This window comes from Pseudomonas sp. NPDC090208 (assembly GCF_044746785.1).
Classification (GTDB): Bacteria; Pseudomonadota; Gammaproteobacteria; order Pseudomonadales; family Pseudomonadaceae; genus Aquipseudomonas.
This window is the reverse complement of the sequence record NZ_JBIVCU010000012.1, coordinates 10,742-35,012: the sequence shown is the minus strand read 5'-3', so window position 1 is coordinate 35,012 and position 24,271 is coordinate 10,742. Positions and strand designations below refer to the sequence as shown.

The following is a 24,271-nucleotide window of genomic DNA, read 5'->3' as shown; positions in this document are numbered from 1 at the left end:
AAAGGTAGAAGCCCTCACGTTGAAACAGTTCATATTTTCTACGAGTCCCCCAACACCCGTTGCAGGAAGGGCGCCGTGCGGCTGGCACTCGATAGCGCAACGTTCTCTGGCGTGTCGCTGACAACGATGCGCCCGCCCTGATCGCCCGCGCCGGGGCCGATGTCGATGACCCAGTCGCTCTGCGCGACGACACGCATTTCGTGTTCGACGACGATCACCGTATGGCCGTTGTCGACCAGGGTATTGAGCTGTTTGAGCAACCGGTCGACATCGCTGGGGTGCAGGCCGGTGGTGGGTTCATCGAGCACATACAGCGTTGCGCCCCGTGGGTTGCGTTGCAGTTCGGTGGCGAGTTTGATGCGTTGCGCTTCGCCGCCGGAGAGCTCCGTCGCCGGTTGCCCCAGACGCAAATAGCCCAGGCCGATGTCACGCAGGACGGTCAGCGAGCGCAGCACGGCAGGCTGTTCGGCGAACACCTCTACTGCTTGCTCGACGGTCAGTTGCAGCACCTGAGCGATGGTCAGGCCTTGCCAGTGGATGGCCAGGGTGTCCGGGTTGTAGCGGGCACCATGACAGGTCGGGCAGGGCGCATAGACGCTGGGCATGAACAACAATTCGACGCTGACGAAACCCTCGCCTTCACAGGCGGCGCAACGGCCCTTGGCGACGTTGAAGGAAAATTGCCCGGCATCGTAGCCGGCGGCCTTGGCTTCGGGCGTGGCAGCGAACAGTTTGCGCACGTTGTCGAAAAGGCCGGTGTAGGTGGCGAGGTTCGAGCGCGGTGTGCGGCCGATGGGTTTCTGATCGACCTGCACCAGGCGCTTGATGGCCTCAAGGCCTGCAACGATACGCCCGCCGGTGGGCACTGGGGCGTCATCCTCCAGGCTCGGTTGTTCTTCCTCGTTGCTTGCAGGGGAGCCGCCGAGGGCGGCGCCGACCAGTTCCAGCAGCGCCTGGCTGACCAGGCTGGATTTGCCCGAGCCGGAAATACCGGTCACCGAGGTGAAGCAGCCCAAGGGAAACGCCGCCGCCAGTTCGTTGAGGTTGTTGCGGGTGATGCCTTCCAGACGCAACCAGCCGGACGGTTGTCGGCGCTGGCTGCGCAGTTCGCTGTGGTCGGCGAACAGGTGCAGGCGTGTTTGCGAGGCCTCGATGTCGGCCAGCCCGGCGGGCGGGCCGCTGTACAGCACCTGGCCGCCATGCTCGCCGGCAGCCGGGCCGACATCGATCAGCCAGTCGGCGCGGCGCATGGTTTCCAGATCGTGCTCGACCACGAACAGCGAGTTGCCGGCAGCCTTGAGCTGTTGCAGCGCATTGAACAGCGCTTCGCTGTCGGCCGGGTGCAACCCCGCCGAAGGCTCATCGAGCACGTAGATCACGCCGAACAGTTGTGAGCCCAGTTGTGTTGCCAGGCGCAACCGCTGCAACTCACCGGACGACAGGGTCGGGGTACTGCGCTCCAGGGCCAGATAACCCAGACCGAGATCGGTCAGTGTGCTGACCCGCATCAGCAGGTCCTGGGCAATACGCTGGGCGGCCAGGCGTTTTTCGATGGACATGTCGCAGGTGGCCTTGTCCGCCACCACGCCTTCGGCCACCGGGCGCAAGACCTCGGCCAGCCGCAGCAGCGGCATGCGCGACAGCTCGCCGATGTCCAGCCCGGCAAAGGTCACCGCCAGCGCTTCGCGCTTCAGGCGTTTGCCGTCGCACAGCGGGCAGTTGCTGCCGCGCATGAACTGCGACACGCGCTTTTTCATCAGCGCGCTTTGCGAGTGGGTAAAGGTGTGCAGCACGTAGCGGCGAGCGCCGATGAAGGTGCCCTGATAGCTCGGTTCCTGCTTGCGCTTGAGGGCGCGGCGGGTCTCTTCCGGGGTCAGGCCGGCGTAGACCGGCGCGGTGGGCTGCTCCTCGGTGAACAGAATGAAGTCGCGCTGCTTCTTGGGCAGGTCGCGCCACGGGATATCGACGTCATAGCCCAGCGTCACGAGGATGTCGCGCTGGTTCTGACCCTGCCAGGCCAGCGGCCAGGAGGCCACGGCGCGCTGGCGGATGGTCAGCGAATCGTCCGGCACCATCAGTTCTTCTGGCACTTCGTAGACCCGGCCCAGCCCGTGGCATTCCGGGCAGGCGCCTTGAGGCAAATTCGGCGAAAAGTCCTCGGCGTACAGCATCGGTTGTCCGGCCGGGTAATGACCGGCGCGGGAGTAGAGCATGCGGATCAGGCTGGACAGCGTGGTGACGCTGCCCACCGACGAGCGCGTGCTCGGCGTGCCACGCTGCTGTTGCAGGGCCACGGCTGGCGGCAGGCCGTCGATCGAATCGACATCCGGCACGCCGACCTGATCGATCAGGCGCCGCGCGTAGGGCGCCACCGATTCAAAGTAGCGGCGCTGCGCTTCGGCATACAACGTGGAAAACGCCAGGGACGACTTGCCCGACCCTGACACGCCGGTAAACACCACCAACGCATCGCGGGGGATGTCGACGTCGACGTCCTTGAGGTTGTGTTCACGGGCGCCACGGACCCTGACGAAACCCGGTCGGTCGGTGGCGCTGCTCAGGACGAGGGACGTATCGGCATCGGGCACGTGTGGCGCTGTGGTCATGCAGGGTTCCGTTCAGGCAAAGGGGCTGAGTGCAGGATCATCGTTCGGGCAGCTTACCCGACTTGTCGGTGCTCTGTTCGCGCAGCGCCTCGGCGGCCTGCAGGCCCTGAAGAAAACCAGCGAGGGCGGCTTCTTCCAGGCGCAGACCCTTGCGCTGGCGTGAACGCGGCAGTCTGGCCAGTTCGCCGATCACGAAGGCCTCCAGAACCGCCGGGTGGATATAGCATTTGCGACACACCGCCGGAGTGTTGCCCAGCAGGCGGGCGACCTCCTTGACCATCGCGACGATGTGTTTTTTCGCGTCGGCCTCCGGTTCCCAGTCCAGTTTGCGCAACGTTGCCAGGGCCATGGCGCTGCCAGCCCAGGTGCGGTAGTCCTTGGCGGTGAAGTCGGCGCCGGTCAGGGTGTGCAGGTACTGATTGATGTCGGAGGAACTGACCGTGTGGCGCTGTCCGTCGTCGTCCAGGTACTGAAACAGGTTCTGCCCCGGCAGTTCCATGCAGCGCTTGATGATGTTGGCCAGACGCCGGTCGGTGACGCTGACTTGATGTTCGACGCCGCTCTTGCCGCGAAACTGGAAGAGGATCTTGCTGCCGTGTACATCGACATGTTTGTTGCGCAGCGTGGTCAGGCCGTAGGAGCGGTTGTCGCGGGCGTACTGGCTGTTGCCGATGCGGATCAGCGTCTGGTCGAGCAACGACACCACGGCGGCCATGACCTTTTCCCGGCCCATGCCCGGCACCGCCAGTTGCGCCTCCAGTTGCTTGCGCACTTTCGGCAGGGCGCTGCCGAAGGCGATCATCCGAGCGTATTTGTTTTCGTCGCGAATTTCCCGCCAGCGCGGGTGATAACGGTACTGCTTGCGGCCCCGGGCGTCGCGCCCGGTGGCTTGCAGATGGCCGCGCGGGTCGGCGCAGATCCACACGTCGGTGTAAGCCGGCGGGATCGCCAGGGCGTTGATGCGGCGAATTTCTTCCTCGTCGCGGATGCGCTCGCCGTTGCTGTCGAAATAGGCAAACTTGCCGCGCAGAATCCGTCGGCTCAGGCCGGGCTGGCTGTCGTCGACGTAGTGCAGATCCCTGGGCAAGTCTGCCGGGATGAGCGCATCTCGGGTAACGGCATCACGGGTGAGGGCGTCCGGCATGGCAGGCATTCCTGAGCATCGAACCAGAGGGTGGTCTTTGCATTGACCTTGCCGCCGCGCCGGGGTGCCGACAATTTGCGTTCAGGCGAGCAGCGCCACCGATTTGATTTGCGCCCACAGCCGCTGGCCGGGAAACACCTGCAACTGATCGCGGGAAAAACGGGTGATCCGCGCCAGCAACGGCGAGCCTCCCGCGTCCAGCCGAATCAGTACATGGGCCGCGTTATCTGCCGGCACTTCGTTGATGACCGTCACCGGCAGACGATTGAGAATGCTGCTCGGCGCGTCGGCTTCAAGACTGAGGCTGACATCGCGCGCCTGGACCTTGAAACGCAGCGGCTTGCCGGACGCCAGCGGCAGGTGCGCGACACGGATCGACAGCTCGCTGGCCGGCAGGCGTACGCTGACCAGGTGATAAGCGCTGTCGTAGTCGCTGACGGTGCCTTCGATGACTACGCCGGCGTCGTCGCCCATGGCCAGCGGCAGGTCGAGGCGGGCCAGGGTTTCGCCAATCGGCCCGCTGGCCAGCACCTTGCCGTCGCTGAGCAGCACCAGATGATCGGCCAGTCGTGCGACTTCATCCTGAGAGTGGCTGACGTAGAGCATGGGAATGTCCAGCTCGTCGTGCAGGCGCCCCAGATACGGCAGGATTTCACTTTTGCGCTGTGGGTCCAGCGCCGCCAGCGGTTCGTCCAGCAACAACAGGCGCGGACTGGTCAGCAGGGCGCGGGCAATACCGACCCGCTGGCGTTCGCCGCCGGAGAGCTTGTCCGATTGCCGGCTCAGCAGATGGTCGATGCCCAGCAGCGTAGTGGCCTGTTCCAGATTGACCCGCCGCTCGGCAGGGCGAATGCGCTTGAAACCAAATTCCAGATTGCCCTTGACCGTGAGGTGCGGAAACAGACTGGCTTCCTGAAACACATAGCCCAGCGAGCGCTTGTGCGGGGCGAGAAAAACGCCTTTGGCGCTGTCCTGCCAGACTTCGCCGTTGATTCGGATAAATCCGGTCGCAGCCTTCTCCAGCCCGGCCACGCAGCGCAGGCAGGTGGTCTTGCCGGAGCCGGAATGACCGTACAGCGCAGTGATGCCGCGTCCCGGCAGGGCCAGGTCGACATTCACAGCAAATTCGGGGAAGTCCACATTCAGGCGGACTTCGATGGCTTCACTCATGGTCAACTCCAGGCCGCTTTGGTCTTGCCGCTGGAGTAGAGCGCCAACAGAACCAGGAAAGAAAAGATCAGCATGGCGCCGGCCAGCCAGTGGGCCTGCACGTATTCCATGGACTCGACATGGTTGTAGATCTGCGTCGACACCACCCGGGTCTTTTCCGGAATGTTGCCGCCGATCATCAGCACCACACCGAACTCGCCGACGGTGTGGGCGAAGCCGAGGATGGCGCCGGTGACGAACCCGGGGCGCGCCAGCGGCAGCACCACCGAAAAAAACGTGTCCCAACGGTTGGCACGCAGGGTCGCAGCGACCTCCAGTGGACGCGGACCAATGGCGACGAACGCGTTCTGCAGGGGTTGCACCACGAACGGCATCGAATACAGCACCGAGCCGATCACCAGCCCTGAGAAACTGAATGTGAGAGTGCCCAGCCCCAGGCTCTGGGTGAATTGCCCCAGCGCACCGTTAGGGCCAAGCATCAGCAACAGGTAGAAACCGATCACTGTAGGCGGCAGCACCAATGGCAGCGCCACCACGGCGCCCACCGGCCCCTTGAGCCAGGAGCGGGTGCGCGCCAGCCACAGGGCGATGGGCGTGCCGACGATCAGCAGAATGACGGTGGTCAACGACGCCAGTTTCAGCGTCAACCAGATGGCCGCGAGGTCGGCACTGCCCAGCGGCATTTACAGCTGGTATCCGTAAGACTTGATCACGGCAGCGGCTTTCGGGCCTTTCAGGTAGTCCATCAGCGCCTTGGCGGCAGCGTTGTCCTTGCCTTTGTTGAGGATGACGGCGTCCTGCTTGATCGGTTCATGCAGGTTGGCCGGGACGATCCACGCCGAACCGCTGCTCAGCTTGCCGTCCTTGTACACCTGGGAGAGGGCGACGAAGCCCAGTTCGGCGTTGCCGGTCTGCACGAACTGAAACGCCTGGGCGATGCTCTGGCCTTCGACGATCTTGGCTTTGGTGGCGTCGGTCAGGCCGAGTTTGTCCAGCACCTGGGTGGCAGCCAGGCCGTACGGCGCAGCTTTCGGGTTGGCGATGGACAGGTGTTCGAACTTGTTGTCCTTGAGCACCTGGCCCTTGTCGTCGACATAACCTTCCTTGGCCGACCACAGCGCCAGGGTGCCGACGGCGTAGGTGAAGCGCGAGCCCTTGACGATTTCGTTCTCGCTTTCAAGCTTGGCCGGGGTGGTGTCGTCGGCGGCGAGGAACACTTCAAACGGCGCGCCGTTCTTGATCTGGGTGTAAAACTGACCCGTGGCGCCGAAGGAGGCCACCAGCTTGTGGCCGGTGTCCTTCTCGAAATCCTTGGCGATGGCCTGGATCGGCGCGGTGAAGTTGGCGGCGACCGCTACCTGGACTTCGTCGGCGAAGACGCTGCTGGCCGAAAAGGCCGCAACGGCAATGGCCAGGGATTTGAGAGTGACGCGAAGGGACGTTGCGCGCATGAAACTGCTCCATGTGTTTTTATGAGGTGACCGCAGACGCTGACCGGATACCGGCTAAACGCTATCCACCGGAATATATAGCGAGTGGTCGCCTCAAGGAAACCTGTTCTTGCGCGCTGAACCTCAGTGACGGCTGCCGCTCAGTTTTTCCAGTGCCCCGCTGGCGAGTTGTCGGGTCAGGGTTTCCGCCGACAGTTCATGCTTGATGCCTACGGCCTGGCCGGCCCACAGGTTCATGAAGCCGTTGTCGCCCTGGGGTTCGGCCTTGGCCCGCAATGGCATCAGCGCGCCGCCTGCGGTGGGGAAGGCTGGCGCGGCCGCGTTGACCGGGCCGATCTCGCGCATGATGCGGTTGACGATGCCCCGCGCCGGGCGGCCGGTGAACAGGTTGGTCAGCGCAGTCTGGCTGTCCTGAGCCTGGCGCAGCGCTGCGTGGTGCAGTTTCGACACCTTGGCTTCCGGCGTGAACAGGTACGTAGTGCCCAGTTGCACGGCCGATGCACCGAGCATGAACGAGGCAGCAATGCCGCGGCTGTCGGCGATGCCGCCGGTCGCGATCACCGGCACGCTGACCGCGTCGGCGATCTGCGGCACCAGAGCCATGGTGCCGACCTGGGTATAGAGCTGATCACTGAGGAACATCCCGCGATGGCCGCCGGCTTCGTAGCCCATGGCGATGATCGCGTCACAGCCATGCTGCTCCAGCCAGACCGCTTCTTCGACGGTGGTGGCCGAGGAGATCACCTTGGCACCAGTGGCCTTGACCCGTTGCAGCAGGCTGGCTTCAGGCAGGCCGAAGTGGAAGCTGACCACTTCCGGTTTGAGTTCTTCCACCAGCGCGCAGGCCGCGTCGTCGAACGGCGCACGGCTGGAAGTGGGGGTGGGTGCATCAAAATCGGCGCCCAGTTCCTGGTAATAAGGCTTGAGCAGGTTTTTCCACGCTTCATCGGCTTGCGGGTTGGCCGCCGGGGTCTGGTGGCAGAAGAAGTTCAGGTTCAGCGGCGCCTGGGTGCCGGCACGGATCAGTGCGACTTCCTCACGAATCTGCTCATGGCTGAGCATCGCGCAGGGCAGCGACGGCAGCCCGCCAGCCTTGCCCACGGCAATCGCCATGGCCGAACCCGCCGCGCCGGCCATGGGCGACAACAGAATGGGTTGTTCAATGCCGAACAGTTTGAGGATGCGGGTATCGGGCCAGGCGGTCATGGGCGGATTCTCCAGTGGGCAGATGGCGGAGCAGGAAAAAGAACGGCAAGTCAGGCTTGTTTTCGAATCGGCATGCTACGACTTTTGTCGCGATGGGTTGATTTAATAGACGGTCGGTCTAATATGCAACCCCATGAATGAATTGATCGCAAAACCCAGACGACCCGGCCGCCCGCCGAAAATCCAGCGGGCGGATGATTTCGACACCCGTGAAGCGCTGATCCGTTGCGGGGTGGAAATCCTCACCGAGCAGGGCTTCATGGCCACTGGCATCGACGGCATCCTCAAACGGGTCGGGGTGCCGAAGGGCTCCTTTTATCACTACTTCGCCAGCAAGGAAGCGTACGGCCTGGCCGTGCTCGACAGTTACGCGACTTATTTCGCAAGGCTGCTGGACCGCTGGCTGCTCGACGAATCGATGTCGCCGCTGGAGCGTCTGGTCGCTTTCGTGCAGAGCGCCAAGGCCAGCATGGCTCGCTACGATTATCGGCGTGGCTGCCTGGTTGGCAACATGGGTCAGGAAGTCAGCGTGTTACCCGCCGGGTTTCGTGACGCACTGGAAAGCACCTTTCTCGACTGGCAGCGACGCCTGACTACCTGTTTCGAAGCGGCTCGCGAAGCGGGTGAACTGCCACGGCATGTCGACTGCGCTGAACTGGCGGCCTATTTCTGGATTGGTTGGGAAGGTGCAGTACTGCGCGCACGGCTGGTGCAAAGCGATGCACCACTGAACACATTCATCAGGGGATTTCTGCGCGGCTTGCCGCGCTGATTTTCCAGGTCTGTTTCTAGACGATCGGTCTATACGGGAGACGCTGCATGTTCAACGGCATTTTGATCAGTAAGGACGACACCGGTTATCACGCCAACCTGACCGCTATCGACGAGGCGCAGCTGCCCGCCGGCGATGTCACCGTGCGGGTGGCGTACAGCACGCTGAACTACAAGGACGCCCTGGCGATCACCGGCAAAGGACCGATCGTGCGCAGTTTCCCCATGGTGCCCGGTGTCGATCTGGCCGGTACGGTGGCGTCCAGCAGCGACCCGGACTTCAAACCCGGAGACCAAGTGGTGCTCAACGGCTGGGGCGTCGGCGAAGGGCACTGGGGCGGTCTGGCGCAAATGGCGCGGCTGCAGGGTAAGTGGCTGATTCCGCTGCCGGAAGCGTTCAGCGCAGCGCAGGCCATGGCGATTGGCACAGCGGGCTACACGGCGATGCTCAGCGTCATGGCGCTGGAACGGAATGGCGTGACTCCGGACCAGGGCGAAATCCTGGTGACCGGCGCCAATGGCGGTGTCGGTAGCTTTGCCATTGCCATTCTGGCGAAGCTGGGCTACCGCGTTGTGGCCTCCACCGGGCGCGTGGACGAAAGCAATTACCTGACGCAGCTTGGCGCCGCAGAAATCATCGACCGGGCGACGTTGTCCGAGCCGGGCCGACCGCTGGTGAAGGAGCGCTGGGCCGGGGCCATCGATTCAGTGGGCAGTCACACCCTCGCCAATATCTGCGCCGCCACCCGTTATCGCGGCACTGTGGCGGCCTGTGGACTGGCTCAGGGCATGGAGTTTCCGGCGACGGTGGCGCCGTTCATTCTGCGCGGCGTGACCCTGGCCGGCATCGATAGCGTGATGCGCCCGCGTCAGGACCGCATCGACGCCTGGGCGCGGCTGGCGACCGATCTGGATCTGTCGCTGTTGCCGTTGATCAGCCATGAAATCGGCTTGAGCGAAGTGGTCGATACCGCGCGGCGTCTGCTTGACGGCCATGTACGCGGCCGGGTGGTGGTCGATACCCAGCGTTGAAAGACGAAGCTACCGGCCCGAAGAAGCGCCAGTTTCGGCAGGCCGTTGAGCTTCGTGTTCCAGCAGCTGGCGTTTGCGCTCGACACCCCAGCGATACCCCGACAGCGCGCCATCGCTGCGCACCACGCGGTGGCAGGGGATCGCCACGGCAATATGGTTGGCGCCACAGGCCTGGGCCACCGCGCGAAAGGCTTTCGGTTCGCCGATGCGTCGGGCGACTTCGGCGTAACTGACCGTAGTGCCCGGCGGAATCTGCGACAGCGCCTGCCAAACTCGCTGCTGAAATGCGGTGCCTTGCAGGTCCAGCGGCAGATCGAGCCCCAGCCCTGGCGCCTCGATAAAACCGACCACGCGTGCGACCAATTGCTCGAACCCGGCGTCGCCGCCGATCAGTCGAGCGTTGTGGAACTGGTCCTGCAGGTCTTGCACCAGCCGGTTGGGGTCATCGCCCAGCAGGATGGCGCAGACCCCGCGCTGACTCTGCGCCACCAGAATCGATCCGAGAAAGCACTCGCCGACGGCAAAGCGGATCTCGCTGTTGGCGCCGCCCTTGCGAAAATCGCTGGGGGTCATGCCCAGTAGTTTGTCGCTGGATTCGTAAAAGCGGCTGTTGGAATTGAAACCGGCGTCGTACATGGCGTCGGTGATGCTGCCTTTGTCCGCCAGCTTCGAGCGCACCTTGTCGGCCCGGTGGGCACTGGCCCAAGCCTTGGGCGTGAGACCGGTCACCGCTTTGAACACCCGATGAAAATGCCACGGGCTCATGCCGGACTGTTCGGCCAGCTGCTCAAGCCCGGGAGCCTGCTCGGCCTCGGTGATCTGCCGGCAGGCGTTCGCCACCAGTGCCGCGTGCTGGCCGGCGAGCTGCGTACGATCGGCGGCATTGCGTCTGCTTGGTCGATAACCGGCGGCTTCGGCCTGTGCCGGACTGTCGAAAAACACCACATTTTGCGGGCGCGGCAGGCGTGAGGCGCTGCTGGGGCGGCAATAGACGCCGGTGGTGCGCACCCCATAAACGAACTGTGCGTCGGCCGCCGGATCGCGGGCGAGCACGGCAGCCCAGCGTGGGTCCTGCTCCGTGGTGCAGGGCGAGGCAGCGTTCTTGCGGCTCATGGGGCAGTTCTCCTGAAAGGTCCGATGGGCAGAGATTAGTGCCGACACCAGACCCACACACTCCGGGTCTTGCGCTCGAATTCTGTTTACATGGGGATCGGCGGCAGGGTGCCCAGCAGTGACACCGTCGCCAGCGCGGCGGCGCCGAACAGGCTTTCGAGCATGACACTCTTGCGCAGGGCCGGCAGGTTGAGCAGACCGGCGCGGGCCAGATGGCGGTTGAATGCCGCCAGCGCCAGCATGCACAGCACGAGCATCAGTTTCAGGCTCAGCACCAGACCGAAGCCGGCAAAGGCCGGGGCTGGCCAGAGCGCGCCGGTCAGGGCACGGATGTTGATCAGCCCGGTGGCGACGATCAGCGCCACCAGCCCGTAGCCGATACCGCTGAAGCGCAACAGCACGGTGTGCAAGTCGACTCCGCCAGCGCCGCGCAACAGCACCGCCAGCATGCACAACCCGCCCAGCCAACTGGCGACGCCGAGCAGATGCGCCGCCTGATTGGCGATCAGCAGCCACCCCGTCAACCCGTCGAACATGGCGCCATGTCCCACCGGAGCCAGTGTCATCAGCAGCAAGGCATTGAGCAACAGAAGCCGACGCGGCGCATGCTGCGCCCCGCGCAACGAAAGCAGCAGCACCAGCAAGGCCAGCAACAGATGCAGGCTCCAGACCCGGCCGAAAAAGGTGCTGCCAAGCACCGCCGACAGGGTTTGCCGGTCGACGGCGTCGTGCCAGTTACCCGCCATGTCGGCGGTGACCAGCAACAGCCAGGCGACGGCGCTGATCAGCGCGACCGCGCTTGTCCAGAGCAGGGCACGGTCAAGCCGGACGCGCCGTGCGCCCGACTCGAAAGTCGACAGGGCGTTGCCGAACAGCAAGCCGCGAAACGCCCCGATGCCGAACAGCAGCAACACTGCGCCGAAATGCACGAAACGGCACAGGATCAATGCGTCCTGCATGGGTTTATGGCGTTACCGTGAAGTGGTAGACCCCTTCGCTTTTATGGGTGTCGACCGACACCGCGTGCCATTCGACCTTGTATTTGCCGGGCGCCAGCGGCACGGCAGGCACCACGATCAGGGTTTTGCGGTTTGCGGGGTCGGTGCTGACGCTTTGGGTCTGGATGACTTCGGTGCTGTCGCCGGGGCCGTCGAGGCTGATGGCAACCTTGGTGAATTTTTCTTCGACGCCTTCGGAGAAATTCAGGCGCAGCTCCTTGGGGCTGGCGGTTTCACTGTTGGCGGCGGGCAACTGGCTTTCGAGGTGGGCGTGGGCAAAGGCACCGGTGCTGGTCAGACCGGTCAGCAGAGCGAGGCAGGCGAGGGAGTGCTTCAAGCGCATAAGGAGTCCTGTGTGTGCGGCCACTCGTGGGTGGCCGTCTTCAACGGGCGTGTCGCCTGGGGCGAGTCACGATCAATACGTGGCTTACTAGACCAGAAACCGCCCGTCGACTCCAGTGAATACCGTTGCCGGCGCCTCAGGCCGGCAGTGAACGTTGTGCGCTGCTGGCCATGATGCGCAGATCTTCGAACGGATTCTTGCCGATCAGCATGAAGGCATGGGAGGTATTGGACCAATACACCACGTTGAGCCCGACACGTTCTTCGATGGCCAGCGACTGAGCACCCTGTCTGGCGTTGGTGATGCACAGTGCCAGCGGCCCGTGGCGCGGGTCCAGGTAGGTCAACTGGCCGATCAGCTCGCCTTCGTAGTCGAGAATCTGCGCGCGGCGGAATTCGGCGCCGGGGAGGGTGACCGCCTGCGGATTCAACGGCAGACCCAGCTGTTCGCCCACCGAGTTCAGCTGGGCGTTGTGCGAATCGACGTCAGTGGTCAGGTTTTCCAGCGTCTGTGGCGTGTACAGGGCCATGTACTCGGCAACCGAGGTGCGCCAGCCGTCATCCGGCTCGGCATCGTGCCAGTGCATGAACAGGCGGTCGGCCACCACCCCGGCCAGCACGAAACTCGCCGCCGTGGCGAGGAAACCGCGACGGCTCAAGGTGCCTCGATGGGGATTGCTCGATGGCAATGACTTGAGCATCGCCTGCAAGCGCTCGGTCGGGGCTTCGTCGAGCAGCGAATCGAAGGCGGCGCGGAACGGCAGGTCACCCTGCTTGAGCTGATCCAGGCGCGCGGCCACCGGTGCGTCGGTGCGCAACAGTGTGTCGATCAACTGGCGCTGATCGCCGTCCAGTTCATCGTCCAGATAGGCCACCAGCAATTCATCTGAAGGTGGGGGGTATGCGTTACCGTGGTTCATCGCCGTTCTCCTGTCGATTTATCCGACATGGCGCGTGGTGCGGTTTCCGCCAGTTTCAGGCGTGCAGCCGCGAGTCGGCTCATCACTGTGCCGACGGGAATATGAAGGACTTCAGCAGTCTCTTTGTACGAAAGCCCTTCTACATAGGTCAGAAATACAGTTTCACGTTGCGCTTCCGGCAGTGCGTTGACCCGTTTGATCACCTGCGCGGCGAGGATCTGATCCTGCGCCTCGCTTTCGCCATCGAATGCCAGTTCGTGCTCGGCATCGACGAACCCCTGACCCTGGCGAACCCGCTGCGCGCGGATCTCGTTGAGCCAGATCGAATGCATGATCGACAGCAACCAGCGGTCGAAACGGGTGCCGGCCAGAAACTGCCCGGCACGCTCCAGTGCGCGTACGCATGTGGCCTGGACCAGGTCGTCGGCCAGATGCTTTTGTCGCGACAACACCAAGGCGTAGCGCCACAGACGTGGCAACAGCTGACCCAACTCTCTGCGAAACTCAGCTTCTCCGGCTATGACCGCCTCCCGGTATTTCGTCTAGTGCTTCATGTCTGAGGGGCCGCTGCAATGGCCTCCGCCAGGTCTTCATACTCTTCGCAGGTGGTGCTGCACAAGGTCTCGATCTTCGCCAGTTGCTCTTTGGCCAGATCCAGCCGCCCTTTGATCACATAGGCTTCACCCAGATATTCGCGCACTTGCGCGTAATGGGGGTCCAGCGCCACCGACTTGAGGTAATAACCGATGCCTTCATCGGTACGCCCGAGCTTGCGGGTCGCATAACCACGATAGTTCAGAGCCTTGGCGGTGTCCGGATTTTTCAGCGTATCGAGCAGCGTCAGGGCTTCCTCGTAGCGCCCGTCCTTGGCCAGCCGGTAGGCATAGTCGGTGCGGTCGGCGTCCGACGTTGCGCGGCTGGTCTGCATTGCACATTTGCGTGTCTTGCTGTCCCACACCTGGCCTTTCGGGCAGTTCGGCTTGGGCGGTGCCGACTCGTCACCGGAGGCACGGGCCTGACCGGCCAGCAGAGCAAGCCCCATACAGGCAGCAAAAAACGCGGTGAGGCGGTAACCGACAGCATGTGTGTGGCGGGTCATCATGGGGTCATGCTCCTGGCCATCAGGTTGAGAAACGGCGCCGAGTCTGCGCGTGCTATGGGATGAACACCTCAGCTGAGCAAGTTATTCGGCCTGGCAAAAGAATTTATATCGGGCTGGCGCAAACGCCACGAAGGCAGACGAAAGGCAGGGCGGGTGGCGAGGGCAGGTGCGCAGGAGGGCGGAGAAATCGGCGGCTGATCCGCCGCGAAACTAACGCTGAAACAGCGAAATAACTTCAACTAATAATAGTGTGAAAATTGAACGATTCTGCGAGGTCAAGTGAACATTCAATGCGTTCGCGAGGATCTTGTATTAACCGGATAGTGAGTCCGTCGGAGAATAAAAAAAGCCACCGCACTGACGTGAGGTGGCTAAAAAGTCTTACCAAAGGAATGATGAAGTGGAGCAGGATACGACCGCCTGATGCTGCGGATTCACCAGGCCGTCGAGTCGTGTTCTTCATCGGCGTCCACATTAACACCGGATCGTCGATTAGAACTATTACGAAGATCGATAATGACTATCACGACCGGTTTGTGAAGTGAGTGGGTGAAAAATGCTAAAAGTTTTTCGGCCTGGGGAGCACACCCGGCAATCATGCGGCGTAGAGCGCCTCAGGAAAGAATAAAGAAATGGCGTAAAGCCTGTAAGTTCACCGTGAATCCCGTCGCGGTGTCGATGTAATTTAGCCCATCTGCCGTAGAACAACTTCCATCGTTCACAACTTTCGCCCGAATCCGGGGGGATATCCCGTATCCCGGGGGATTGCGAAACGTTGGGCCTTAATTGAGACAGGGGATAATAATGACGTTTGCAAAATGGAACCTGATGACACTGGCGGTCTCACTGGGCGTGAGCCAGATGGCGATGGCCGGTGTGGTCGGTGATCAGTCGGAAGCCAAAGGGTTTGTAGAAGACAGCAGCCTCACCGTGCATCTGAAGAACTATTACTTCAATCGCGATGGCAAGAATGGCGGCGGCGACCGCAAGGACTGGACCCAGGGCGTGCTGGGCAACTTCAGCTCCGGTTTCACCCAGGGCACGGTCGGTTTCGGCGTCGATGTCTATGGCAACTGGGGCGTGAAACTCGATGGCGGCAGCGGTACCGCCGGCACCGGCAACCTGCCGGTCGACAGCCACGGCCACCCGGAAGACGAATACGGTACCGCGGGCGGCGCGATCAAGATGCGCATCTCCAAAACCGAACTGCGTTACGGGAACCTGCAACCGCAGGCGCCGGTGTTCGCTGCCGGTGGCTCGCGTCTGTTCCCGCAGACGGCGACCGGTTTCAACCTGCTCAGCAGCGAAATCGCCGGTCTGGAACTGGATGGCGGCCACTTCACCGGCGGCAACGGCCCGGTCACGACCAACAATGACCACGATATCTACGCGTCTTACGCGGGTGTCACGGCGTCCAGTATCGATTATGCCGGTGGCAAGTATTCGGTGAACGACAACTTGAGCGTGAGTCTGTACGGCTCCAATCTCAAGGATGTCTGGGATCAATACTACGGCAACGTCAATTTCACCCAGCCGATCAGCGATTCGCAATCGGTCAACTTCGACTTCAATATTTACCGCACAAACGATGCGGGTTCTGCGAAGGCCGGGGATATCAGCAACACCACCTGGTCGCTGGCAGCGGCGTATTCTTTCCTGACCGCGCACACCATCACCCTGGCGTACCAGAAAGTGCATGGCGATACGCCATTTGACTATGTAGCGTTCGGGACTAACGGCCCGGGCGATACCGGCGACTCGATCTTCCTCGCCAACTCCGTGCAGTATTCCGACTTCAACGGCCCGGGTGAAAAGTCCTGGCAGGCCCGTTATGACCTGAACATGGCGAGTTATGGTGTACCCGGTCTGAGTTTCATGGCCCGTTACATCACCGGTGATGATATCGACGGTTCGCACATGCCGGCCAACAGCACCTATGTCAACTATGGCTACGGTGACGACGGCAAACATCACGAAATCAACGTCGAAGCCAAGTATGTGGTGCAGTCCGGTCCGGCCAAGGATCTGTCGCTGCGCATGCGCCAGGCGTTCCACCGTGCCAACGGCGACCAGGCCGAAGGCGACGTGAACGAATTCCGTCTGATCGCCGACTACCCGATCAACGTGTTCTGATCACGCTGCCATCGGTATGAAAAAAGCCAGGCCTTCGTGAGAAGGCCTGGCTTTTTGTCGTGGATCAAACGTACACCTATTAACCTGCACGAACTTTGTAGGAGCCGGCTTGCTGGCGAAAGCGTTATGTCGGACAGAATCAAGGTCGCTGACCCTACGCATTCGCCAGCAAGCCGGTTCCCACAGGAATCCGCTGTGGCGTCTGGACCTCACTCCGGCTTGTGATCGCCACGAATCGAGAAGTTCGACATGTGCTCCAGGCCCTTGATCAGGCCGGAATGGTCCCAGCCGCTGCCACCCAGCGACGCGCAGGTGCTGAACACTTGCTGGGCGTTGGCGGTGTTGGGCAGGTTCAGGCCCAGCTCGCGGGCGCCTTCCAGTGCCAGGTTGAGGTCCTTCTGGTGCAGGGCGATGCGGAAGCCCGGGTTGAAGGTGCCTTTGATCATGCGCTCGCCGTGGACTTCCAGAATCTTCGACGAAGCGAAGCCACCCATCAGCGCTTCACGCACCTTGGCTGGGTCTGCACCGTTCTTCGAGGCGAACAGCAGGGCTTCGGCCACCGCTTGAATGTTCAGGGCGACGATGATCTGGTTGGCGACCTTGGCGGTCTGGCCGTCACCGTTGCCGCCGACCAGGGTGATGTTCTTGCCCATGGTCTGAAACAGTGGCAGGGCGCGGTCGAAGGTGCCCTGATTGCCGCCGACCATGATCGACAGGGTCGCGGCCTTGGCGCCGACTTCACCGCCGGACACCGGCGCATCCAGGTACTGCGCGCCGGTGGCGTTGATCTTCTCGGCGAAGGCTTTGGTCGCCGATGGCGAGATCGAGCTCATGTCGATCACCACCTTGCCCGGGCCGGTGCCTTCGCTCAGGCCGTTTTCACCGAACAGCACGTCGTTGACCTGCGGGGTGTCCGGCAGCATGACGATGATGAATTCGGCTTCCTGTGCCACTTCACGCGGGTTGTTCAACACGGTGGCGCCAGCGTCGACCAGCGAAGCGGGCGGGGCGATGAAGTGTTTGGACAGGAACAGTTGATGACCTGCTTTTTGCAGGTTTTCCGCCATGGGCAGACCCATGATGCCGGTGCCGATAAAGCCGATGTTCGCCATGAGATATTCCTCTTCTTTTGTTTTGGGAGGCGGGCGCCGATTCGGCAACCGCCTCGATATCTTTTGATTCTGGCCAGAGGCCGTAGGAGCGAGCTTGCTCGCGATCTGGCGCGAAGCGGCAGCAAAGCCGGACTACCGGGCCGTATCAGTCAGTCGGCGTGTTCCGGTCTTACTGCCGGTTCCCGGCAGATCGCGAGCAAGCTCACTCCTACGCCCTTCGGGCAGAGGCAGATCTATGCAAGCCGTTAAATCAGGTTGTGCGTCTTCAACCAGCCAAGGCCTGCTTCAGTGGTGGTCAGCGGTTTGTATTCGCAGCCGATCCAGCCCTGATAACCCAGCTTGTCCAGATGACCGAACAGGAAGCCGTAGTTGATCTCGCCAGTGCCCGGTTCGTGCCGGCCCGGGTTGTCGGCCAGCTGTACGTGGCGGATCACCGGCAGGTTTTTCTCCAGGGTACGGGCCAGATCGCCCTCCATGATCTGCATGTGATAGATGTCGTACTGCAGCGACAGGTTGCGGCTGCCGACCTTGTCGCGGATCGCCAGGGCCTGGGCCGTGGTGTTCAGGTAGAAGCCGGGAATGTCGAGGGTGTTGATCATCTCCATGACCAGATCGATACCCTGAGCCTGCAGCTTGTCGGCGGCATAGCGAAGGTTGTCGACGAAGGTCTTTTCGATCAGCGCATCGTCGTAACCCTGCGGCTTGATCCCGGCCAGGCAGTTGACCTGGGTGTTGCCCAGCACCTTGGCGTAGGCGATGGCCAGATCGACCCCGGCGTAGAACTCCTCGACCCGGTCCGGGTGGCAGGCGATACCGCGCTCACCTTTGGCCCAGTCGCCGGCCGGCAGGTTGAACAGCACTTGGGTCAGGCCGTTGGCTTCCAGCTCCGCCTTGATCTGCGCCGAGCTGAAGTCGTAGGGAAACAGGTACTCGACCCCGCTGAAACCGGCGTTGGCGGCGGCTTCGAAGCGTTGCAGAAAGTCCAGTTCGGTGAACAGCATGGACAGGTTGGCGCATAAACGTGGCATATCGAATTCCTTGTGCAGAGGCTGTCTTCAGTCCAGCAGGCTGACGGCGGTCGGGGCATCGGCGGCGGTTTCGGCCAGCGATTCGAACTCGTTGATCGCGTTGATCTCGGTGCCCATGGCAATGTTGGTGACGCGTTCGAGAATGACCTCGACGACGACCGGCACGCTGTACTGCTGCATCAGGCTGGTGGCCTCGGCAAAGGCCGCCTGGATGTGCGCCGGGTCGCTGACACGGATCGCCTTGCAGCCCAGGCCTTCGGCGACCGCGATGTGGTCGACGCCATAGCCTTCCAGTTCCGGTGCGTTGATGTTGTCGAACGCCAGTTGCACGCAGTAGTCGATGTCGAAGTTGCGCTGCGCCTGACGGATCAGGCCCAGGTACGAGTTGTTCACCACGACGTGGATGTACGGCAGCTTGAACTGCGCGCCCACCGCCAGCTCTTCGATCATGAACTGGAAGTCGTAGTCGCCGGACAGCGCGACCACCTTGCGGCTCGGGTCGGCCTTCGCCACGCCCAGTGCTGCCGGAATGGTCCAGCCCAGCGGGCCGGCCTGGCCGCAGTTGATCCAGTGGCGCGGCTTGTAGACGTGCAGGAACTGCGCGCCGGCAATCTGCGACAGACCGATGGTGCTGATGTAGCAGGTGTCCTTGTCGAAGTAGCGGTTCATCTCTTCATAAACGCGCTGCGGCTTGACCGGTACGTTGTCGTAGTGGGTCTTGCGCTGCATCGTGCGTTTGCGTTCCTGGCAACTGGCAAGCCACAGGCTGCGGTTCTTCAGCTTGCCGGCGGTGTGCCACTCGCGGGCGACTTCGAGGAACATCGCCAGTGCAGCGCCTGCGTCGGAAACGATGCCCAGATCCGGCGTCAGCACGCGGCCGATTTGCGTCGGTTCGATGTCGACGTGGATGAACTTGCGCCCTTCGCTGTAAACCGAAACGGTGCCGGTGTGGCGGTTGGCCCAGCGGTTGCCGATGCCCAGGACCATGTCCGATTCAAGCATCGTCGCGTTGCCGTAGCGGTGCGAGGTCTGCAGGCCGACCATGCCGGCCATCTGCGGGTGATCGTCCGGAATCGCGCCCCAGCCCATCAGGGTCGGGATGACCGGAATACCGGTCAGCTCGGCGAACTCGACCAGCGCATCCGAAGCATCGGCGTTGATGATGCCGCCACCGGCAACGATCAGCGGACGCTCCGAAGCGTTGAGCATGGTCAGGGCTTTTTCGACCTGTTTGCGGCTGGCTTGCGGCTTGCTCACCGGCAGCGGTTCGTAGGCATCGATGTCGAATTCGATTTCGGCCATCTGCACGTCGAACGGCAGGTCGATCAGCACCGGGCCCGGGCGACCGCTGCGCATCAACTGAAAGGCTTTCTGGAACACGTACGGCACCTGGCCCGGTTCCATGACGGTGGTGGCCCACTTGGCGACCGGCGAGGCGATGGCGGCGATATCGACCGCCTGGAAATCTTCCTTGTGCATGCGGGCACGGGGCGCTTGTCCGGTGATGCACAGAATCGGGATCGAGTCGGCGGAGGCCGAATACAGGCCGGTGATCATGTCGGTACCGGCCGGGCCCGAGGTGCCGATGCACACGCCGATGTTGCCGGCGATGGCGCGGGTGTAACCCTCGGCCATGTGCGAAGCGCCTTCGACGTGACGTGCCAGTACGTGGTCGATGCCGCCGATTTTCTTGAATGCGGCGTACAGCGGGTTGATGGCAGCGCCGGGGATACCAAAGGCGGTATCGACCCCTTCGCGACGCATCACCAGAACGGCGGCTTCGATGGCTCTCATGATGGTCATTTGTTAGTCTCCTGAACGCTTTGATTTTTGTACTTGGTTCGATATTTTTTGTACGTAACCAGCCTGATTTGATTTGAACTTTTTGTGAATGACTGCTTTTGGCAGTTCTGTCGGTATCAGGAGTATCGAATGGATCGTTACACCGAAGTGCGCAGCTATGTGCTGGTCGCCACCCGTGGCAGTTTCGCCGCCGCCGCGCTGGTCGAAGGGGTGACGCCGGTGATCATGGGCCGGCGCCTGAGTGCGCTGGAGGATCGCCTGGGGGTGAAGCTGATTCACCGCTCGACCCGGGGCCTGACCCTGACCGATGCCGGCGAGTCGTACCTGGAAAACGCCAAGGCGGTGTTGCAGTCGTTCGAGGAGCTGGACGCCAGCATCAGCGAGAACGAAAGCAGCGTGCGCGGGCATCTGGTGGTGTCGGCACCGGCCGGTTTCGGCCGCCAGCATGTGGCGCCCCACGCGCCGGAGTTTCAGGCGCGCTTTCCGGACTTGCAGCTGTCGTTCAACCTGACCGACAACGTCGTCGACCTGGTGCGCGAGGGCTATGACATGAGCATTCGCATCGGCGAAGTGCTCGACCCCAACTATGTGGCGATCAAGCTGTTCGCCAACAAGCGCGTGGTGTGCGGCTCTCCGCAGTACTTTGCCGAGCATGGCTTTCCGAAAGACCTCGAAGAGCTGGCGCAGCACAACTGCCTGACCTTCAACCTGCAGGGCGGTCAGCACCGTGGCTGGACCTTTCAGCGCGACGGCAAGCCGGTGGCGATCAAGGTGGCGGGCAATCTGTATTGCAACGACGGTGAGCTGCTTTACGACTGGGCCAAGCGGGGGCTGGGGCTGTGCTGGCGCTCGACCTGGGAAATCCAGAACGAGATCGACAGCGGCGCGTTGATTACCGTGCTGGACGAGTTCGCCTTGCCCAGTTACGACATTCAGGGGGTGTACCCGCAGCAGCATTACCTACCGGCCAAGGTGCGGTTTTTCATTGCCTTCCTGAAGGAGGTGTACAACCGGCCGGGGTATTGGACGCAGGGGTGATGTCTTGCGCGGTCCCTGTAGGAGCTGGCTTGTCCTGCGACCGGCGGGGAACCCGTCGTAAAACCTGACGACTATGCAGGTCTGACACACCGCGTTTACGGGTTTTACGACTGCTACGCAGCCGGTCGCAGGGCAAGCCGGACTGCTACGGGGCGATTGCGCGGTCCCTGTAGGAGCTGGCTTGTCCTGCGACCGGCGAGGCACTCGTCGTAAAACCGGTGAACGCGGAGTGTCAGGAATGCACAGTCATCAGGGTTTACGACTGCTGCGCAGCCGGTCGCAGGGCAAGCCAGCTCCTACCGGGGAATTGCGTGAAACAATCAGATCAACTCCACCGACACCGGCGGCAAGCCTCGGATTTCACCGACCGCCAGCCCCGGCCCTTTGGTCAAGTGCATGCCGGTGTAGGAGCCGGTGGTGATCACCAGTTCCGGCGTCACCGACCGGCCGTTCTGCGTGTGATGGTTGACCAGCCACGGCAGCAGACGGCGCGGGTCGCCGGCCGGATTGGCACCGTCGCCGGGGACGATGTCTTCATCGGCGTAGATGAAGCTCAGCGCCGGTTCGATAAACGGAAAATCAGCGTCGTAGGGCTCGAAATCGCCAACGATCAATGCGCCATGGTTGAGCAGATCGCCCAGGGCCAGCAACGGCTCGATCTTCGGCCAGACGGCGAAGCGGCTGGACACCACCTCGATGGTCGTGGCCATCGAACCGATGCTGCTCAGCACCTCCTCATCGGAATACACCTGTTCGCGGGGGGCGAAGGTCTTGTTCAGGCGGAAGGCAATTTCCAGCTCGACGATCGGTTGCGGGTAATTGACGCATTCGAGCTGGCTGCCACTGGCGAACAGGCCGTCTTCCGGCAGCAGCGCGCCGTTGATCGGGCCGGTGGGGGATTTTGCGCCGACTTTCCAGCCGCCGACGCCGGTGTCGCGCAGACGCAGGATTTCCCGTTGCAGGGCGAAGGCGCCAGCAGCATCGACAGGGACGTACTCGGCACGGATCTCGGTGAGTTTCTGACCGCGCTGCATGGCGTCGACGATCAATTCGGCAATCTTCGCTGGGTGAGACGGTTGATTCACGCGGGACTTCCTTCAGACAAATGAATGGAAAGCGCGCCACGGTCCGCGGTCTTGCCGCCTCGAACCGGACGCCAGCGGCCCTACTGTACCCCCATTTGTCGAAGACGGAAGAGCGTGTTGCCGGATGTGTGCCCGCATACCGTCGTCATTAGCGGGCCTGGCGGGCATAAAAAAACCGCTGCCGGTGAGCAGCGGTTTTTCAGTGAGGATCGATTGTCCGGCGTACGACAAGGCGCCGATCAGCCATTCTGGCAACCTTCACCCAGACGGCTGTACGCCATGTTGTGGGTCACGCCTTTGCTGTCGACGTAAATCATGTGCGATTCAACCGGGCCACAGGCCGTCGAGATGTTTTCATCGCTGCTCATGCTGATGACTTTGGCGATGTCCAGGTGCTGGGAGTAGGTGTACTCGACCGGCGCCGGTACGGACTGGCTGGCGGCATTGACGTTACCGTTCGCCGAAGCGAAGGCGCTGAAGATCGACAGGGCGGCAAACAGTGCGTATTTCATGATGAGGCTCCACAGAAGTTTGAATCGTGTCGAGCAAAGCGTGTCGTGTTTTGCTCATGGGTCAAAGTTTAGGTCCGGCCTCGTCATTACAAAAATGGTGACTGTCGATAAGGAGCATCATCGAAAGTGATAGGGGCAGGGGGGATTATTGATGTGAACGAACTTGGGGGCTTGGAGGGCAGGCTTGTCGAAGATTAACTGACAGGTTAATACTGATAATAAGCGGCTATTAAGCCGATAGCGTTGAGGCATTAACGATATATAAAACCGCTGCAGTCAGAGCAGCGGTTTTATCGCGGTTGGCCGTTTTCGTGACGGGCAATCAACCGTTCTGGCAGTCGTCGCCGAAGCGGGTGTACTCGATCTTGTGCGTCACGCCCTTGCTGTCCACGTACTCCATCTGCGCCTTCAGCGGCTCGCAGGCATTGCCCGAAGTGCCGGTATTGCTGATGCGCACGACCTTGGCGATGTCCAGATCCTGGGTGTAATCGTACTGATTGGACTGCGCCGACGCAGAGCTTGCCGGGCTGGACGTGTCGTTGGCAGACGCGAACAGACTGAACATCGACAGGGCGGCAAACAATGCATATTTCATGGCGGGCTCCAACGTGTCAGGAGAACAAGCGACTGTTTCAGGGGTGGCTTGCTGATGGGGCCAGTTTAAGGAGTGCCGGGTGTTTGCCAGAAATACTGAGCATCGATAGACGTCATCATTGGCCTTGATATATCGATGGCTGTAAGTAGATGGATTGCATTAATTTCAGTAAGAGTCTTTTGCCGGTATTAATGGCAATACCGGTCAATATGGCGCCGTACTTTCAAACGCCTATTTAGTTGAAAAGCCGTCAAGCACGGCTCCCTCCCACGGATTATGGTGTTTGCGGGATCCTGGCATGGCAACACAACCGGGATGATCACTGCCTGTGTGTAGGAGCTGGCTTGTCTTGCGAGCGGCGACGCAGTCGTCGTAAACCTGCGCACTCGGTGTGTCAGTTACTTCGCCGAGTCTGCTAACGCAGCCCTGTTTCGCCCTCGGCACTTTACGCGGACCCTTGTAGGAGCTGGCTTGTCCTGCGAGCGGCGACGCAGTCGTCGTAAAACCTGTGCACTCGGTGTGTCTGGCCTGACGCTGTAGCTGCTAACGCAGCCTGTTTCGCCTGACGGCGAGTTACTTGGAAAAGCCCCAAGTAACCAAGGGCTTCTTTCCCCGCCATACGGTGCCTCGCCCAGGCTCGGCATGCCCTTACTCCGGCGACGCTCCGTGGGCACGCCGCGAATGGGCCATCCATGGCCCACGCGGCTCTCGCGACATCCTGTCGCTCGCCCCACTGCACATCGCCTGCGTTCGGCCTTCTGGAACGGGGCCCCAGATCAAAAGCCGGCGAAACACACACCTCCTGTGGGAGCGGGCTCGCCCGCGAAGGCGTCCTTGAAATCACCACCGCCGGCAAGCCGGACTGCTACGGGGATCACGCTGAGGTTTTGTTTTTGTGGGAGGGAGCCCTGCTCGCGAAAGCGTCAGTTCTGACACTGCTGTATTGGCCGACAGAACGCCTTCGCGACCCTCGTGACCTCGGATCCCTCCCACAGGGTTTTGTGCGGGCTCAGGGATTGTGCTGATCGACCTGAATCCAGCGAACACCTCGATCTGTGGGAGGGAGCCCTGCTCGCGAAAGCGTCAGTTCTGACACTGCTGTATTGGCCG

General features: G+C 62.0%; 22 protein-coding genes. 4 read left to right on the top strand and 18 right to left on the bottom strand.

The window, feature by feature from the left end; all coding sequences use genetic code 11:
• Positions 1–38: 38 nt before the first annotated feature.
• The 6 genes from ACIPL0_RS19775 to ACIPL0_RS19750 all read right to left on the bottom strand — a co-directional run bounded on the left by ACIPL0_RS19775 (position 39) and on the right by ACIPL0_RS19750 (position 7,577).
• Positions 39–2,606: an excinuclease ABC subunit A gene (locus ACIPL0_RS19775; RefSeq protein ID WP_400598850.1), complete on the bottom strand. Its 2,568-nt coding sequence runs from the start codon at positions 2,604–2,606 to the stop codon at positions 39–41.
• A gap of 37 nt (positions 2,607–2,643) precedes the next feature.
• Complete coding sequence (locus tag ACIPL0_RS19770) at positions 2,644–3,750, bottom strand: DNA topoisomerase IB (protein ID WP_400598851.1); 1,107 nt, start codon at positions 3,748–3,750, stop codon at positions 2,644–2,646.
• An 81-nt stretch (positions 3,751–3,831) separates the two neighbouring features.
• Positions 3,832–4,920: a molybdenum ABC transporter ATP-binding protein gene (gene modC, locus ACIPL0_RS19765; protein ID WP_400598853.1), complete on the bottom strand. Its 1,089-nt coding sequence runs from the start codon at positions 4,918–4,920 to the stop codon at positions 3,832–3,834.
• 2 nt (positions 4,921–4,922) lie between these two features.
• Complete coding sequence (modB, locus tag ACIPL0_RS19760; RefSeq protein WP_400598855.1) at positions 4,923–5,603, bottom strand: molybdate ABC transporter permease subunit; 681 nt, start codon at positions 5,601–5,603, stop codon at positions 4,923–4,925.
• Complete coding sequence (gene modA, locus ACIPL0_RS19755; RefSeq protein WP_400598857.1) at positions 5,604–6,371, bottom strand: molybdate ABC transporter substrate-binding protein; 768 nt, start codon at positions 6,369–6,371, stop codon at positions 5,604–5,606. It lies immediately after the preceding gene.
• Positions 6,372–6,494: 123 nt separating this feature from the next.
• A complete protein-coding gene (locus tag ACIPL0_RS19750) occupies positions 6,495–7,577 on the bottom strand; it encodes an NAD(P)H-dependent flavin oxidoreductase (RefSeq protein WP_400731571.1) in 1,083 nt (360 codons plus the stop codon).
• Between the two features lie 133 nt (positions 7,578–7,710).
• Between ACIPL0_RS19750 and ACIPL0_RS19745 the strand changes: the two genes are divergently transcribed.
• The gene (locus ACIPL0_RS19745) at positions 7,711–8,349 is read left to right on the top strand and encodes a TetR/AcrR family transcriptional regulator (RefSeq protein ID WP_400598861.1); all 639 of its coding nucleotides are present in this window, start codon (positions 7,711–7,713) and stop codon (positions 8,347–8,349) included.
• A gap of 47 nt (positions 8,350–8,396) precedes the next feature.
• Positions 8,397–9,380 carry an MDR family oxidoreductase gene (locus ACIPL0_RS19740; protein WP_400598863.1) on the top strand — a complete coding sequence of 328 codons (984 nt, stop codon included), beginning with the start codon at positions 8,397–8,399 and terminating at the stop codon, positions 9,378–9,380.
• Between the two features lie 9 nt (positions 9,381–9,389).
• Here ACIPL0_RS19740 and ada read toward each other — a convergent pair whose 3' ends face one another.
• The 6 genes from ada to ACIPL0_RS19710 all read right to left on the bottom strand — a co-directional run bounded on the left by ada (position 9,390) and on the right by ACIPL0_RS19710 (position 13,855).
• Entirely contained in the window at positions 9,390–10,493 is a 1,104-nt protein-coding gene (gene ada / locus ACIPL0_RS19735) for a bifunctional DNA-binding transcriptional regulator/O6-methylguanine-DNA methyltransferase Ada (protein ID WP_400598864.1), read from the bottom strand.
• Positions 10,494–10,579: 86 nt separating this feature from the next.
• A complete protein-coding gene (gene copD, locus ACIPL0_RS19730) occupies positions 10,580–11,452 on the bottom strand; it encodes a copper homeostasis membrane protein CopD (RefSeq protein ID WP_400598866.1) in 873 nt (290 codons plus the stop codon).
• A gap of 4 nt (positions 11,453–11,456) precedes the next feature.
• A complete protein-coding gene (gene copC / locus ACIPL0_RS19725; RefSeq protein WP_400598868.1) occupies positions 11,457–11,834 on the bottom strand; it encodes a copper homeostasis periplasmic binding protein CopC in 378 nt (125 codons plus the stop codon).
• 136 nt (positions 11,835–11,970) lie between these two features.
• Entirely contained in the window at positions 11,971–12,753 is a 783-nt protein-coding gene (locus ACIPL0_RS19720; protein ID WP_400598870.1) for an anti-sigma factor family protein, read from the bottom strand.
• Positions 12,750–13,244 (bottom strand): RNA polymerase sigma factor, encoded by a 495-nt coding sequence (locus tag ACIPL0_RS19715; RefSeq protein ID WP_400598872.1) that lies wholly within the window; start codon positions 13,242–13,244, stop codon positions 12,750–12,752. Before ACIPL0_RS19715 ends, ACIPL0_RS19720 begins: the two co-directional genes overlap by 4 nt.
• 59 nt (positions 13,245–13,303) lie before the next feature.
• A complete protein-coding gene (locus ACIPL0_RS19710) occupies positions 13,304–13,855 on the bottom strand; it encodes a tetratricopeptide repeat protein (protein ID WP_400598873.1) in 552 nt (183 codons plus the stop codon).
• Between the two features lie 804 nt (positions 13,856–14,659).
• On the opposite strand from ACIPL0_RS19710, the gene ACIPL0_RS19705 reads away from it, so the two are divergent.
• The gene (locus tag ACIPL0_RS19705) at positions 14,660–15,988 is read left to right on the top strand and encodes an OprD family porin (protein ID WP_400598875.1); all 1,329 of its coding nucleotides are present in this window, start codon (positions 14,660–14,662) and stop codon (positions 15,986–15,988) included.
• 209 nt (positions 15,989–16,197) lie between these two features.
• Here the strand turns inward: ACIPL0_RS19705 and ACIPL0_RS19700 are convergent, their stop codons facing one another.
• The 3 genes from ACIPL0_RS19700 to gcl all read right to left on the bottom strand — a co-directional run bounded on the left by ACIPL0_RS19700 (position 16,198) and on the right by gcl (position 19,931).
• Positions 16,198–17,100 carry a 2-hydroxy-3-oxopropionate reductase gene (locus tag ACIPL0_RS19700; RefSeq protein ID WP_400598878.1) on the bottom strand — a complete coding sequence of 301 codons (903 nt, stop codon included), beginning with the start codon at positions 17,098–17,100 and terminating at the stop codon, positions 16,198–16,200.
• A gap of 245 nt (positions 17,101–17,345) precedes the next feature.
• Entirely contained in the window at positions 17,346–18,128 is a 783-nt protein-coding gene (gene hyi, locus ACIPL0_RS19695; protein ID WP_400598880.1) for a hydroxypyruvate isomerase, read from the bottom strand.
• 27 nt (positions 18,129–18,155) lie between these two features.
• Complete coding sequence (gene gcl, locus ACIPL0_RS19690; protein ID WP_400731570.1) at positions 18,156–19,931, bottom strand: glyoxylate carboligase; 1,776 nt, start codon at positions 19,929–19,931, stop codon at positions 18,156–18,158.
• Between the two features lie 129 nt (positions 19,932–20,060).
• On the opposite strand from gcl, the gene ACIPL0_RS19685 reads away from it, so the two are divergent.
• The gene (locus ACIPL0_RS19685) at positions 20,061–20,969 is read left to right on the top strand and encodes a LysR family transcriptional regulator (protein ID WP_400731569.1); all 909 of its coding nucleotides are present in this window, start codon (positions 20,061–20,063) and stop codon (positions 20,967–20,969) included.
• A 320-nt stretch (positions 20,970–21,289) separates the two neighbouring features.
• Here the strand turns inward: ACIPL0_RS19685 and ACIPL0_RS19680 are convergent, their stop codons facing one another.
• The 3 genes from ACIPL0_RS19680 to ACIPL0_RS19670 form a co-directional block, all read right to left on the bottom strand.
• The gene (locus tag ACIPL0_RS19680; protein ID WP_400598886.1) at positions 21,290–22,054 is read right to left on the bottom strand and encodes a 2-keto-4-pentenoate hydratase; all 765 of its coding nucleotides are present in this window, start codon (positions 22,052–22,054) and stop codon (positions 21,290–21,292) included.
• 239 nt (positions 22,055–22,293) lie between these two features.
• On the bottom strand, positions 22,294–22,566 hold the full coding sequence (locus ACIPL0_RS19675; RefSeq protein WP_400598888.1) for a DUF2790 domain-containing protein: 273 nt from the start codon (positions 22,564–22,566) through the stop codon (positions 22,294–22,296).
• A gap of 322 nt (positions 22,567–22,888) precedes the next feature.
• On the bottom strand, positions 22,889–23,161 hold the full coding sequence (locus ACIPL0_RS19670; RefSeq protein ID WP_400598890.1) for a DUF2790 domain-containing protein: 273 nt from the start codon (positions 23,159–23,161) through the stop codon (positions 22,889–22,891).
• Positions 23,162–24,271 lie beyond the last annotated feature (1,110 nt).